At 64.5% G+C, this 13,424-nt stretch carries 12 protein-coding genes; 3 read left to right on the top strand and 9 right to left on the bottom strand.

The window, feature by feature from the left end:
• Positions 1 to 18 precede the first annotated feature (18 nt).
• On the bottom strand, positions 19 to 1,068 hold the full coding sequence (locus AC1RL5_RS02885) for a WD40/YVTN/BNR-like repeat-containing protein (RefSeq protein ID WP_011061562.1): 1,050 nt from the start codon (positions 1,066 to 1,068) through the stop codon (positions 19 to 21).
• A 346-nt stretch (positions 1,069 to 1,414) separates the two neighbouring features.
• Here AC1RL5_RS02885 and AC1RL5_RS02880 point away from each other — a divergent pair, with 346 nt between their 5' ends.
• Positions 1,415 to 3,076 carry a SulP family inorganic anion transporter gene (locus AC1RL5_RS02880; RefSeq protein WP_207239261.1) on the top strand — a complete coding sequence of 554 codons (1,662 nt, stop codon included), beginning with the start codon at positions 1,415 to 1,417 and terminating at the stop codon, positions 3,074 to 3,076.
• Between the two features lie 152 nt (positions 3,077 to 3,228).
• Here the strand turns inward: AC1RL5_RS02880 and pepN are convergent, their stop codons facing one another.
• The 6 genes from pepN to AC1RL5_RS02850 are packed head-to-tail and all read right to left on the bottom strand — an operon-like array spanning position 3,229 to position 9,726.
• A complete protein-coding gene (gene pepN, locus AC1RL5_RS02875) occupies positions 3,229 to 5,886 on the bottom strand; it encodes an aminopeptidase N (protein ID WP_492588954.1) in 2,658 nt (885 codons plus the stop codon).
• 12 nt (positions 5,887 to 5,898) lie between these two features.
• The gene (locus AC1RL5_RS02870) at positions 5,899 to 6,729 is read right to left on the bottom strand and encodes a DUF2797 domain-containing protein (RefSeq protein ID WP_492588955.1); all 831 of its coding nucleotides are present in this window, start codon (positions 6,727 to 6,729) and stop codon (positions 5,899 to 5,901) included.
• Positions 6,726 to 6,986: a YeaC family protein gene (locus AC1RL5_RS02865; protein ID WP_011061566.1), complete on the bottom strand. Its 261-nt coding sequence runs from the start codon at positions 6,984 to 6,986 to the stop codon at positions 6,726 to 6,728. Before AC1RL5_RS02865 ends, AC1RL5_RS02870 begins: the two co-directional genes overlap by 4 nt.
• Before the next feature lie 15 nt (positions 6,987 to 7,001).
• Positions 7,002 to 7,868, bottom strand: coding sequence for a rhomboid family intramembrane serine protease (locus AC1RL5_RS02860; protein ID WP_072450206.1), 867 nt, complete (start codon positions 7,866 to 7,868; stop codon positions 7,002 to 7,004).
• The gene (locus AC1RL5_RS02855; RefSeq protein WP_169891843.1) at positions 7,865 to 8,839 is read right to left on the bottom strand and encodes a metallophosphoesterase; all 975 of its coding nucleotides are present in this window, start codon (positions 8,837 to 8,839) and stop codon (positions 7,865 to 7,867) included. Before AC1RL5_RS02855 ends, AC1RL5_RS02860 begins: the two co-directional genes overlap by 4 nt.
• The gene (locus AC1RL5_RS02850) at positions 8,836 to 9,726 is read right to left on the bottom strand and encodes an NAD(+) kinase (RefSeq protein WP_007920913.1); all 891 of its coding nucleotides are present in this window, start codon (positions 9,724 to 9,726) and stop codon (positions 8,836 to 8,838) included. The genes AC1RL5_RS02855 and AC1RL5_RS02850 overlap by 4 nt, the downstream gene beginning before the upstream one ends.
• Before the next feature lie 162 nt (positions 9,727 to 9,888).
• Between AC1RL5_RS02850 and AC1RL5_RS02845 the strand changes: the two genes are divergently transcribed.
• Entirely contained in the window at positions 9,889 to 10,842 is a 954-nt protein-coding gene (locus AC1RL5_RS02845; RefSeq protein WP_015635810.1) for a DUF1853 family protein, read from the top strand.
• A gap of 87 nt (positions 10,843 to 10,929) precedes the next feature.
• On the opposite strand, the gene AC1RL5_RS02840 is transcribed toward AC1RL5_RS02845, so the two are convergent.
• Positions 10,930 to 12,216: an arsenic transporter gene (locus AC1RL5_RS02840; protein ID WP_492588956.1), complete on the bottom strand. Its 1,287-nt coding sequence runs from the start codon at positions 12,214 to 12,216 to the stop codon at positions 10,930 to 10,932.
• 113 nt (positions 12,217 to 12,329) lie between these two features.
• A complete protein-coding gene (locus AC1RL5_RS02835) occupies positions 12,330 to 12,887 on the bottom strand; it encodes an NADPH-dependent FMN reductase (RefSeq protein WP_011061571.1) in 558 nt (185 codons plus the stop codon).
• Positions 12,888 to 13,115: 228 nt separating this feature from the next.
• Here AC1RL5_RS02835 and AC1RL5_RS02830 point away from each other — a divergent pair, with 228 nt between their 5' ends.
• Entirely contained in the window at positions 13,116 to 13,352 is a 237-nt protein-coding gene (locus tag AC1RL5_RS02830; protein ID WP_011061572.1) for a hypothetical protein, read from the top strand.
• Positions 13,353 to 13,424 lie beyond the last annotated feature (72 nt).

The raw sequence follows: 13,424 nt of genomic DNA, 5'->3' as shown, positions 1-13,424 counted from the left end.
TCTTATTATGTGCCCGGCTTATTGGCCGAGTTCAGCGCCCGTTGCTGCAGAAACCCGTACACCGCCCTGCCCGGCCAGGATCAGGTCGCCGTTGCCGGCAGCGGTGACCGCCGACAGCGAGATGCGGTCCGCACGGTTGAATACGCTGAAGGTCTGGCCGTGGTCGGTGCTGCGGATCACGCTGCCGCCGTTGCCGACGATCACCAGCGAGCCATCGTCCAGCAAGGTCGCCCCCGACAGGCCGAACTCCAGGGCGCCACGGGCGGCGTTCAACTCCACCTGTTCCCAGGTGCTGCCAAAATCCGTGGAGCGGTAGAGATTGCCGCGCAGGCCATAGACCAGCAGAGTGGCCGGCTGGCCGGTGCCGATCACGCCGAACAAGGAGCCTTCATAGGGGCCTTCGAGGCGCTCCCAGGTCTGCCCGTCATCGGCGGAGCGGAACATGCTGCCCTGCTCACCGACAATGAACAGCCCCGAATCCTTGACCTGGGCAATGGCGTTGAGGTGGAACTGGTCCTCGTTGTCGAGGCGGTCGCTGACGTCCTCCCAATGCTGGCCGCCATCGCTGGTTTCCAGCAGGGCCCCGTAGGCGCCCACGGCGTAGCCGGTCTGGGTGTCCTTGAACCATACATCGAGCAAGGGTGCCTCGCGCTTGAGGTCCTGGAACTGCCGGGTCCAGGTGGCACCGCCGTCGCTGCTGGCCAGGACCTGAGCATCGTGGCCCACCGCCCAGCCGCGCTTATCATCGACGAAGTACACCGCCGTCAGCAGTTGCCGGGTCGGCACCTTGGCCTGGACCCAGGTCTGGCCCTGGTCGTCGGAATAGAGAATGTGCCCGCGATCGCCCACCGCCACCAGGCGCTTGCCGGCGTGGACCACATCGAGCATCAGGCTTTTCGCCGCCTTGGGCGATTCGATGGAATAGACAGAATCCGCTGCAGTGGCAGCGGCCAGGACTGGCGTCGACAGCGTCACGACGCCCAACAGCGAGAGCGCTGTAGCCAACAGTGCGAACGTGCGCAGCGCCGGCGGGCGGCCAACAACCACACCCATGACAGGCTCACTCATAGACCATTCCCCCATTATTATTGTCAGGTCATTCAACCTCTCAGGGCGCCTTGAGGGGGCTGCGCAGGCCTGGGCGATCATGACGATCGTCCTGGAAACTGCAATCTAGAGCCCCTTCGGCTGCGGGCTATCCTATCGGGCTTTGGAAAGGTCTGACAATCGACGCCACGTTATCTTTTGTTAACCATCAGCCCCTGCCGAAACCCTGCATGATCGGCCATTCGCAAGACTGATGGATGTGTCTAGGCCGCGTCTGCGCGACAGTGGGACAAAGCCTGATCCAGGACAGGAGCCGACACTCCCCGGCCGGGGCTATGATGAGCCGGACAGACTTCAGGACAGAGCCATGATTGCCATACGCGAGGCGTGGAAAGCCGGATTGCTGGGACGTGCACACTGGGGCCGCAACCTGGTGTCCGGGGTGATTGTCGCAGTGGTGGCGCTGCCCCTGGCCATGGCCTTCGCCATCGCCTCCGGGGTCAAGCCCGAACAGGGCATCTACACCGCCATCGTCGGCGGCCTGCTGGTGTCGCTGTTCGGCGGCAGCCGGGTGCAGATCGCCGGGCCCACCGGGGCCTTTATCGTGATCCTTGCCGGGGTCACCGCCCAATACGGGGTCGGCGGCCTGCAACTGGCGACCCTGATGGCCGGGTTGATCCTGTTCCTGCTGGGCATCAGCCGCCTGGGCGCCCTGATCAAGTTCATCCCGGACCCGGTGATCCTGGGTTTCACCGCCGGTATCGGGGTAATCATCTGGGTCAGCCAGTGGAAGGATTTCTTCGGCCTGCCCGCGGTCGGCGGCGAGCACTTTCATCAGAAACTCTGGCACCTGCTGCAAGCCCTGCCCCAACTGCACCTGACCACCACCCTGCTGGCCCTGCTGAGCCTGGCGCTGCTGCTATGGGTGCCGCGCATCCCCCAGCTCAAGCGTTTGCCGGCCCCCCTGCTGGCCATGACCCTGGCCACGGCCTTGCAGTCGCTGTTCCAGTTCCAGGGCGTGGCCACCATTGGCAGTGCCTTCGGTGGCATTCCCCAGGGCTTGCCGGCGTTGCAGTTTCCAGAGGTCAGCCTGCCGCAGGTCCTGGACCTGATCGGCCCGGCCTTCGCCATCGCCATGCTCGGGGCCATCGAATCGCTGCTGTCGGCGGTGGTGGCCGATGGCATGGCTGGCACCCGCCATGACTCCAACCAGGAACTGATGGGCCAGGGCATCGCCAACCTGGTCACCCCGCTGTTCGGCGGTTTCGCCGCCACCGGCGCCATTGCCCGTACCGCCACCAATATCCGCAACGGCGGCAGCAGCCCGCTGGCGGGTATCGTCCATGCCCTGGTGCTGCTGCTGATCATCCTGTTCCTGGCGCCGCTGGCAGCGAACATTCCGCTGTGCGCCCTGGCGGCGATCCTGTTCGTGGTGGCCTACAACATGAGCGAGCTGCACCACTTCAAGCGCATGCTGCAACGGGCCCCCCGGGCCGATGTGGCGATCCTGCTGTGCACCTTTGTGCTGACCGTGTTCAGCGACCTGGTGATCGCGGTGAACATCGGCGTGGTCCTGGCCATGCTGCATTTTCTGCGGCGCATGGCCTCCTCGGTGGAAGTGCAACAAGTGGTGGAACAGGATCTGCAGCAGGAACTGCACCGCAGTGGCCAGCAGCACCTGCCACCGGGCGTACTGATCTACACCATCGAAGGGCCGTTGTTCTTTGGCGCCGCGGAGACCTTCGAACGGGCCCTGGCCCAGACCCACAGCGACCCGCAGGTGCTGATCATCCGCCTCAAGCATGTGCCGTTCATGGACATTACCGGGCTGCAGACCCTGGAAGAAGTGATAGGCCAGCTGCACAAGCGCGCGATTGTGGTGAAGCTGTGCGAAGCCAACCTCAAGGTGCACGGCAAGCTGGAGCGGGTCGGCATCCTGCACGCCATCGGCGCGCAGAACTATCACCGCGACTTGAGCGAAGCGCTACAGAGCCAAATCCCCCCTGCCTCGCCACCACCGCTCGCGTAGGAGCTGGCTTGCCAGCGAAGGCAATGCCGAGGGCGGTACAAGGCTTGAGGGCCTCTTCGCCGGCAAGCCGGCTCCTACGGGGGGATATGCGGTGGCTTGGGTCCGTAGGAGCTGGCTTGCCAGCGAAGGCGATGCCGGGGGCGATACAAGCCTCAGGCGAGGCTTTTGCTCACCACCTCGAACACATCGCTGGACAGCTCGCCGGAGGCGCGGATGCGCTCCAGTTCGCCTTTCATCAGTGCCTGGCGGGCACTGTCGTATTTGCGCCAGCGAGTCAGCGGCGCCAGTTGCCGCGAGGCAATCTGCGGGTTGAAGCCGTTGAGCTGGATCACCAGGTCCGCCAGGAAGCGATAGCCCGAACCATCGGCGGCGTGGAAGTTGATCAGGTTCTGCCCGGCAAACGCCCCCACCAGCGCCCGCACCTTGTTCGGGTTCTTGATGTTGAACGCCGGGTGCTGCATCAGTGCCTTGACCCGCTCCAGGCCACCAGGCAACGGGCTGCCGGCCTGCACGCTGAACCATTGGTCCATGACCAGGGCGTTGTCCTTGAAGTTCTCGGCGAATACTTCTAGGGCCTTGGCCTTCTCGGCCTCGAACGGCGAGTTGACCAGGACCGCCAGGGCGGTCAGGCGCTCGGTCATGTTGTCGGCGCTGTCGAACTGTTCGATGGCCGCAGCCAGTACCTCGGGCTTGTGGGTCAGCATCAGGTACGACAGGGCGATGTTCTGCAGCGCGCGACGGGCAAAATGCTCGGACTCGGCCACATAGGCGGTGGCCTTGGACACCTGCCGATTGGCCTGATAGCGCTTCCACAGGGCATCGAACAGACTGTCAGCCAGTTGCTGACGGGCAAACTCGCGAGCCGCGTGGATCGCCTCGACATCCGCCACTTCGCTGATCTCGGTGAGGTAGGCCTCGCCCGGCAGGGACAGCATTTCGGCGACCATGGCCTGATCCAGGCTGTCATCGGCGAGCACAGTGCCCAGGGCAGCCACCAGACGTTCGTCCATCGCCAGCGCCCGGCCCTGTTGGTGCTGGGCGATCAGTTCCTGCAACACCTGCACCGACAACTGCTGGCCGGCGTCCCAGCGGTTGAAACCGTCGCTGTCGTGCTGCATGAGGAACATCAGCTGGTCACGGTTGTAGGGGAAGCTCAGCTTCACCGGCGCCGAGAAACCCCGCAGCAGCGAGGGCAGCGGATGTTCGGCGATGTCGACGAAGGTAAAGGTCTGCTCGGCCTCGGTCACCGACAACACGCGGGACGAGCCCTGGGCGGCGGCTTCACCAGCCAGGCGCAAGGCCATGTCGGCACCGGTGCTATCGAGCAGGCCCAGGGCCACCGGAATCACGAACGGCAGTTTCTCGACCTTGTCCGGGGTTTGCGGGCAGCTCTGGTGGAAGGTCAGGCTGTAGGTTTTCGCCGCTGCGTCGTAGGACTCGCTGACCGCCAGCCGCGGCGTACCGGCCTGGCTGTACCAGCGCTTGAACTGGGTCAGATCGACGCCGTTGGCGTCTTCCATGGCCTTGACGAATTCGTCGCAGGTCACGGCCTGGCCGTCATGGCGCTCAAAGTACAGGTCGCTGCCCTTGCGGAAGCCTTCGGCGCCGAGCAAGGTGTGGATCATGCCGACAACTTCCGAACCCTTTTCGTACACGGTCAGGGTGTAGAAGTTGGAGATCTCGATAAAGCTTTCCGGACGCACGGCGTGGGCCATGGGGCCGGCGTCTTCGGCGAACTGATGGGTCCGCAGGTACGCCACGTCCTGGATGCGCTTGACCGTGGCCGAGTTCATGTCCGCGGAGAAACCGGCGTCGCGGAACACTGTGAAGCCTTCCTTGAGCGACAGCTGGAACCAGTCGCGGCAGGTCACCCGGTTGCCCGACCAGTTATGGAAGTATTCGTGGGCAACGATGGCCTCGACCCGCTGGTGCGCGGCGTCGGTGGCGGTTTCGGCACGGGCCAGCACGGCGCTGGAGTTGAAGATGTTCAGGCCCTTGTTTTCCATGGCGCCCATGTTGAAGTCGTTGACCGCGACGATCATGAAGATGTCCAGGTCGTACTCGCGGCCATAGGTCTCTTCGTCCCAGCGCATGGACTTCTTGAGGCTGTTCATCGCGTGCTGGCACTTGTCGATGTTTTCCGGCTCGACATAGATGCGCAGCGCCACGTCGCGACCGCTCTGGGTGCGGAAGCTGTCTTCCACGCACCACAGGTCTCCGGCCACCAGGGCGAACAGGTAGGCCGGTTTCATGAACGGGTCTTCCCAGGTCGCCCAGTGCCGGCCGTCTTCTCCCGGGCCGCTGGCGATCGGGTTGCCGTTGGACAGCAGCACCGGGTAGCTGTGCTGCTCGGCGACCACGGTGGTGGTGAACTTGCTCATCACGTCCGGGCGGTCGAGGTAATAGGTGATCTTGCGAAAGCCCTCGGCCTCGCACTGGGTGCAGAACATGCCGCTGGACTTGTACAGGCCTTCCAGGGCGGTGTTGCTTTCCGGGTGGATGCGCACGCTGGTGTCCAGGGTGAAACTGGCGCTGGTGGGGTGCAGGGTCAGGTGGCTGTCGTCCAGCTGGTAGTCGTCAGCACTCAGCGGCTGATCGGCGAGGCTTACCGACAGCAGTTCCAGTTGCTGGCCGTCCAGCACCAGGGGCGGCAGGCCGGCGCCCCGGGCCGGGTTGCGACGCATCACCAGCTGCGCATGGACCAGGCTGTGGTCCTCGAACAACTCGAAGGTCAGGTGGGTCTCGTCGATCAGGTACTCGGGGGCCTGATAGTCCTTCAGGTAGATCATCTTCGGTTGGTCGGTGCGCATGGCGAATTCCTTCTACTGATGCACGGCGAGCTGGTACGCCGTGTATTTGCGAATGTTGATCACGCCGGTGTCGAAGATCAGGTACTGGCCCTTGATCCCCAGCAACGTGCCTTCGGCGATCGGATTCTTGTCCAGGTTGAAGCTGACGATCTTGGTCGGGTACTCCACGACCGGATAGCGGATTTCCAGAGGCTCGATATCGGTCACCGGCTGGATCGCCTGCAAGCCGAAACGCTCCTGCAGGGCCAACAGGCCCTCGGCGCAGGCGGCGAACAGCTGCTCGCGCACTGCCACCAGGTCCACCGCCTGGGCATCACCCTTGAGCAAGGCGCGCCAGTTGGTCTTGTCGGCCACCTGGGAACGGAACAGATCTTCGACGAAGCCCGATTGCTGGCGGGTCGCCATGCGCATGATCGGCAGCGCCTGACTGGCCCCCTGGTCGAGCCAGCGGGTCGGCAGTTGGGTGGCGCGGGTGATGCCGACCTTGATCCCCGATGAGTTGGCCAGGTAGACCACGTGGTCGGTCATGCAGAACTGCTCGCCCCATGACGGATCGCGGCAAGTACCGGCGTCGTAGTGGCAGCGTTCCGGGCTCATGATGCAGATATCGCACTGGGCCAGCTTGGTCATGCACGGGTAGCAGTAGCCCTGGCTGAAGCTGGTCTTGGTCTTGCGCCCGCAATGGCTGCAGTGGATCGCACCCAGGTATTCCAGGCGCAGCGTGGTGCCGATCAAGGGGTTGACCGGTACCTCGCTGTCGCCCAGGCGAAAAGCGTATTCAACGTTCGACCCGTCAAGGCGCGCCGACATTTTACTGATGGAACCGCGGCCAATCTCGATCAATGGATGGCATCCGACTTGAACAGGATGTTCGGCACCGGCGCCGACTTCGAGGCGCATTCCTGCGGGCCCATGTAGCCGGTACGTTGATCCTCGGGCAGATTCTGCATTTCCCAGGCGATCATCGCCTGCAGGGACAGTTCACGCTGTTCGGCGGTGAGTTTGCGGCCATCGGACCATTTGCCGATCTCTACCGCCAGTTTCAGGCTCTGGTAGATCTCGGGGGTGATGTTTTCGATCATTTCAACAAAGGACGACATACAAGACTCCAGCGTTTAAAGGGCCCGTCGGCGGCTGTACAAGCCGCCCAACAGGCCGGTGAGGCATCCGATAAGCAACCCGCCAACGTGGGCGGCGTTGGCGATTTCACCGAAACCGATCATCGAGACCAGCCCGGACAGGCACAGCAGCAGCCACACCAGCATCATCACCAGCACGCCCCGGGGCAGGCGGTAGATGGGGTTGGGGGCCAGCAATTGATAGATCCAGCAATGCCCGAGCAGGCCGTAGAGCACCCCGGACAGGCCGCCGAACAGGGTCGGCCCGCTGAAGTAATACTGCGCGTAATTCGACACCAGGCTGAACAGCAGGGTCAGGCCCAGCAGGTTGATGCCGCCCTGGCGCATTTCGATGCGCCGCCCCAGCTCCCAGTACCACATGCCGTTCATGGCGATATGCAGGAAGCCGAAGTGGATCAGCATCGGCGTCACCAGGCGCCACCACTGCCCCGCTGCCAGGCTGTCGGCCAGGGAGCTGAACTGGATGTAGTCGCCAACCACGCGGAACTCGAGGAAGGTGAACCAGCTCAGGGTCTGCAGGTTGTCGCCGAGCAAGGTGATACCGCATACCGCCAGGCTCAAGAGCAGGATCAGCGCGGTGACCGGGCTGCTGCGCAGTTGCTGGACGAAGCCGGGGCGCGCCGGGGCACCGGCCTGGGGAATGTCCAGCTGCTGCTCGGGGTCGCCCTGGGGAAAGCGCTGGTACAGGCCACGCACGTCCTCGCTGATGGATTCCGGCACCCAGAGCACCTGCTCCCCCGCCTCCTCGCTGACCCGGTGAGGCACCTGCATGCGTTGCAGCAGCTTGACGAAGCCGCTCAGGTCCGTCGCCAGGGGCAGGCGCAATACCGCTACCGCACTCATCGCACTACCTCGGGCCGTTCAACGTCGACCCAGACAAATTTATTCGGATCCAGGCGGGTTTCCTGGTCCAGCCGATACGCGGCGAGCTTGCCGTAGAGCACCGCGCTGTAGTCCAGGCACGCCAGGTTGGGACGGATCGGCGCCGGCTTGCCGCTGCGCCAGTAGTGCCCGACGAACAGCATCGGTTCCTCGGCGCCATAACGCAGCAGGCTGTTCTTCTCGGCCGGGGACAACGGCGTGCGGGCCACAGGCTCGGGCAAGGCGTCGGGCTGGAACACGATGTCGCCGTAGGTCTGCGGGTCGTCTTCCCAGAACTTGGTACGGAAGAAGGCGCGGGTCAGGCCGTCGCCGCTGGTCATGGTCAGGCCATGGGGCAGGCGCATGTCGGTGCCCCGCAGCAGGCGGTCGAAGGCGGTACAGGCAAAGCTGTCGGGAACGGCCGCGGACTGCAGGAACTCGCGGTCGATGCAGCCGTTGGGGTACTGCTGGCGCAGCGGCGCGATCAGGCCGGCATCCCAGCAGGCGTGCACCACGCGAAAGCGCCCGGCGTCGACGAACAGCGGCAACTCATAGAACCACTGCAGGAAATCGTGCCAGTCACCCGGGTGCTGTTCGAACTGGGTCAGGGTCTCGTGGATCAGCCGGGCATGGCGCGGGGTGTGCTCGCGCACGAACTGCTTGCCGCTGCCTTCGGCCGCCGGAGTGCTCCAGCCCAGGGCATTGAACTCGTGGTTGCCCATGATGCACAGGGCCTGACCGGCCTCGACCATGTCGTGGACGATGTGCAGGGACTCACGGATACGCGGGCCGCGGTCGATGATATCGCCGAGGAACACTGCCATGCGCGACGGGTGCCGCCAGACGCCGGCCTGCTTGTGATAACCGAGCCGATCCAGCAAGTGCTCCAGGGTCAGGGCGCAACCGTGCACGTCACCGATCAGGTCGTAGCTACGCGCGGGATCGAGCATCAGTCGCCTCCACCGCCCAGCCGGCTGCCCCAGCCGAGTTTGGTCCGGCAGACCTCGTAGTAGTTGTGGTCCAGCGGGTGGATCAGGCGCAGTTTCTGCGCCTTCTTGCTGACCGTGATGGTGTCGCCCGGGGCACAGGTGAAATGGTTCTGCCCGTCACAGGAAACTTGCGGATAGATCTGCATATCTTTGGACACGACGATTTTCAGCTCGCTGTTGCCATCGACCACGATCGGTCTTCCCGACAAGGTATGGGGGTACATCGGCACAATCACAATGGCATCCAGCTTGGGATGCATGATCGGCCCGCCGGCGGACAGGGCGTAGGCCGTGGAACCGGTGGGCGTGGCGACGATCAGGCCGTCGGCCTTCTGGCTGCAGACGAACTGGCCGTCGATGTAGATCTCGAACTCGATCATCCGCGTCGACTTGCCCGGGTGCAGCACCACATCGTTCAGCGCATCGCCCTGGCCGATGGCCTCGGCATGGCGGCGCACCTCGGCCTGCAGCAGGAAGCGGTTCTCTACCAGGTAGTGGCCGTCCAGCACCTCGGCGACCTTGACTTCCAGCTCGTCGGGGCGGATGTCGGTGAGAAAGCCCAGGCTGCCGCGGTTGATCCCCAGCACCGGGATGTTGTGCCGCGCCAGGGCCCGGGCGGCGCCCAGCAGGCTGCCGTCGCCACCGACCACGATGACCATGTCGCAGACCTCGCCCAGCAACTTGCGCGAGGAAGTCTGCAGGCCGTGGCCGGGCAGCACTTCGGCGATGGTGTCCTCAAGGATCACGTGCAGGTGCCGCGCCAGCAGAAACTTTTTCAGTCGGCGAACTGTGTCCAGCACCTGGGAACTGCCCAGGCGACCGATAATGCCGATATTGCGAAATTGCTCCATGGGGCTCCTGCGGGGTTCGGGTACGGGCGAAACGGAGGATTATGGGCGAAACCCGGCGTTAGACAAAATCCTTTCAGCCACACGGGCTTAGCCAGCCCTGCCGCAACTGCGAGTGGCACGCATTTATCGCGATCGGCCCGGGTTTGCGTCTATGCTCGCAAGATGCTCCTGTTCCCTGATCTGCTCGGCCTTCCCCGCCAGTTGCGTCAACCTGAAGTCCGCGACCTCGCCTGGGTCATCCTCGCGCCGCCGATGCTCAGCCACACGCCCTGGCCACAGCGCCACCCGCTCGCCGGCAGCGACTGGGTCCAGGCGCCGCAACTGCTGGCCCACTGGCTGCGCTGCCAGGACCTGGACAGCCGCGCACTGCGCCAGTGGCTGGCCGAAGGCCCGACCCGGCGCCTGGGCCTGTATTACGAACGCCTCTGGCAATTTGCCGTCCGCCACGCCCCCGGGGTCGAGCTGCTGGCGGCCAACCTGCCAATCCGCCGCGGCGGCCACACCCTGGGCGAACTGGACATGCTGCTGCGCGACCGTGACGGCGTGCACCACCTGGAACTGGCGATCAAGCTGTACCTGGGCCCCCAGGCCGGCAATGGCCAGGACAGCGCCCAATGGCTGGGCCCCGGCTGCCATGACCGCCTGGACCGCAAGCTGGCGCACCTGGATGGGCACCAACTGCCGATTTCCGCCCGGGACGAAAGCCGCGAAGCCCTGGCGGCACTGGATATCCACCAGTTCAGCGCGCACCTGTGGCTGGGGGGCTACCTGCTGTACCCCTGGCCGGGTCGCGCCGAACCGCCCCAGGGCGCCCACCCGCAACACCTGTGCGGGCGCTGGCTGCATCAGCGCGACTGGCCGGCATTTTTCGCCCAGAGCGCCCCGGGGCGCTGGCAGCCCCTGCCCCGCCACGCCTGGCTGGCGCCGGCCCACTACCCGGCCGAGCAGGCCTGGACCGCCACGCAACTGCAGCAATGGCTGGCGGAACTTGCCCCCCAGGCCCCGGCGCAGTTGCTGGTACGCCTGGAGCAAACCCCTGAAGGCGGCTGGGAAGAAGCCGAACGCCTGTTCCTGGTGGCCGATCTCTGGCCCCACGTCCCCCCGCAGCCCTCCTGACAATCTGCCGCAGGAGCGGGCTTGCCGGCGAAGACGCCCCTAAGGGCACCACAGGACTCAAGGGCCTGTTCGCCGACAAGCCGGCGCCTACATCAGCGACAGGCGCAGCGCCAGGGCCGCCAGGGTCGCCAGCAACACCGGCAGCGTCAGCACGATGCCGACCCGGAAGTAGTACCCCCAGCCAATGTGAATACCCTTGCGCTCCAGTACATGCAGCCAGAGCAGGGTCGCCAGGCTGCCGATGGGGGTGATCTTCGGCCCCAGGTCGCTGCCGATGACGTTGGCGTAGATCATCGCGTCCCTGACCACCCCCGTGGCCTGGCTGGCATCGATGGACAAGGCGCCGATCAGCACCGTCGGCAGATTGTTCATCAGTGATGACAAGCCCGCCGTGAGCAACCCGGTGCCCAGGGCCGCGCCCCAGATCCCGCCGCCGGCAAAGACATCCAGCCAGCCGGCCAGGTACGCCGTGAGCCCGGCATTGCGCAGGCCGTACACCACCAGGTACATGCCCAGGGAAAAAATCACGATCTGCCAGGGCGCTTCCCTGAGCACCTTGCGCGTGGAGATCCGGTGCCCGCGGGCGGCAATCGCCAGCAGCAGCGCCGCGCACACCGCGGAAATAGCGCTGATGGGAATGCCCAGCGGCTCCAGGGCAAAACAGCCCAGCAGCAGGATCAGCAGCACCCACCAGCCGGCCATGAAGGTCGCCCGGTCATGGATGGCGCTGGCGGGCTCGGCCAGTTGCCGGGGGTCGTAATCCAGCGGGATATCGCGGCGGAAGAACCACAGCAGCACCACCAGGGTGGCGGCTACGCTCACCAGGTTGACCGGCAGCATCACCAGCGCATAACGGTTGAAGCCAATCTTGAAGAAGTCCGCGGAGACGATGTTCACCAGGTTCGAAACCACCAGTGGCAGGCTCGCGGTGTCGGCAATGAACCCCGCGCCCATGACAAAGGCCAGGGTCGTGGCCGGTGAAAAGCGCAAGGCCAGGAGCATGGAAATAACGATGGGGGTCAGGATCAGCGCGGCGCCGTCATTGGCGAACAGTGCCGAGACCAGCGCCCCCAGCAATACCATGAAGGCAAACAGCCGCCTGCCCCGCCCTCGCCCCCAGCGCGCCACATGCAGCGCGGCCCAGGCAAAGAACCCGGCCTCGTCCAGCAGCAGGCTGATGATGATCAGCGCGACAAAGGTACCGGTGGCATTCCAGATGATCTGCCAGACCACCGGGATATCCGCCCATTGCACCATCCCGAACAACAGCGCCAGGGTTGCGCCGAACACGGCGCTCCAGCCAACGCCCAGGCCCTTGGGCTGCCAGATCACCAAGGTAATGGTCAGCAGGAAAATCGATACGGCAATCAACATGAGAGTGGGTCTTGAGTATGCAGGAGCCGGCTTGCCGGCGAAGGCGCCCCACGGGACTCAAGGGCCTCTTCGCCGGCAAGCCGGCTCCTGCGACAGCAGGGAATGGTGGGGAATCAGGCCTTGCGTTGCTGCTCTACCCACTGCCCGTAGGCGTTGATGAAGCCCTGCAGGAACGGCCGGGTTGCTTCGGACAGTTTGCCGGCCTCGTCGAATGCCGAGCCGGCGCCACCCAGGTAGGCCTCGGGCTGCTGCATGCAGGGCACATTGAGGAACACCAGGGACTGGCGCAGGTGGTGGTTGGCGCCAAAACCGCCAATGGCCCCCGGAGAAACGCTGATCACCGCCCCCGGCTTGCCGCTCCAGGCACTTTTACCGTAGGGCCGCGAGCCGACGTCGATGGCATTTTTCAGCGCCGCCGGTACCGAGCGGTTGTATTCCGGGGTAACGAACAGCACCGCGTCGGCACCGCTGATCTGTTCGCGAAAACGGGTGTAGGCCGCCGGTGGCGTGGCATCGATGTCTTCGTTGTAGAGCGGCAGGTCACCGATCTCGACGATGTCCAGCTGGAGGCTGGCAGGCGCCAGCTCGGCCAGGGCCAGGGCGACCTTGCGGTTCAGGGACTGCTTTCTCAGGCTGCCGACCAGTACTGCGACCTTGTAGACATTGCTCATGGGAGTTTCCAACCGTTGGCGTAAAGAAGGTGTTAGTTATAGATGACCCGAGGTGATGTCTGCTACCCCACCCCGATAATTCCCAAGCCATGGCCTGTTGCCAGAGAGCCCGTGATAAAGGGGCTGGCACCGGTAGCGGATTATTTTTTTCCCGGGGTAAAACTTCCCCTGGGGACACCGGGTCTACACCACCGAATTTGCGTGTTTTATCTCCAGAGGCTCTAAAGAATGGCAGCAGTACTTGTCGGACAATTCCATGCAAGAGATGCCGAGGGGCGGGTGTACTCAGTGCACGAATTCCAGGAATCCATGCCCCCGGAGGACGGCGCGGCCGGATCGGAGCCCGTGACCACCTACCGCCTGGCCATCGGCGACCGGGTCAAGAAACTCGATGACAACCAGTTCCTGCTGGTGCAGTCGGATGTAACCATCGTGCGCGAACCCGAGACCTATGTAGCTCAGTGATTCTGCGCGAGCATCATCGCCAGCTGTTGTGTCGCCACACTTGGGTTAGGATTCGTTGCTTGACCCCTCGAC

Source organism: Pseudomonas sp. GW822-FHT06D10, from assembly GCF_058799535.1.
This window is presented reverse-complemented; position numbering and strand designations above follow the sequence as displayed.